Raw genomic sequence first — 471 nt, forward strand, 5'->3', positions numbered from 1 at the left:
CTGTTCCCCGCACGCGCGGGGATGAACCGGCTTGGTCATAGATCCAGCTCGCGCCGTCCCACTGTAAGCGTTGCATCTGACCCCCTGATTGCCCTCTAAACCTGACCACCTCTCGTCCGCTAGTCTGCATCCGAACTACGATCGGAGGCGACTATGGCGGAACGTGAAGTCTGGGGGGTCAAGATCCGGACCTCCCCGTCGGGCAAAAGGATTTGGCCGAGCGAGCTCAAACGCGAGGCGACAAGGCGCCTTCGGGAAGATGGCATGTCGCCTGGAGATGTCGCCGCCGAGCTGGATGCCCATGAATGTCTGGTTAGAAAGTGCTGGGTCGCTGATCGGCGAGAGCGAGGCGAAAAGATCTCCGTCGATGAGCCGGCCTTCGCGCAGGTATCAATCGAACCGACTGTCGCGCCGGTGGCGTCCCAAACTGGAGTGCCCCGACTGAAATGGTCCACCTTTTGGGATAGAATT

The 471-nt window shown here is 60.3% G+C and carries 1 protein-coding gene; it reads left to right on the forward strand.

The genetic code is table 11. The annotated features are described in order from the left end of the window. Window positions 1-153: 153 nt before the first annotated feature. On the forward strand, window positions 154-471 hold a 318-nt coding region (locus G455_RS26845; RefSeq protein ID WP_205620499.1), incomplete at its 3' end, for a hypothetical protein.

The sequence above is a fragment of the Pseudodonghicola xiamenensis DSM 18339 genome (genome assembly GCF_000429365.1).
GTDB lineage: Bacteria > Pseudomonadota > Alphaproteobacteria > Rhodobacterales > Rhodobacteraceae > Pseudodonghicola > Pseudodonghicola xiamenensis.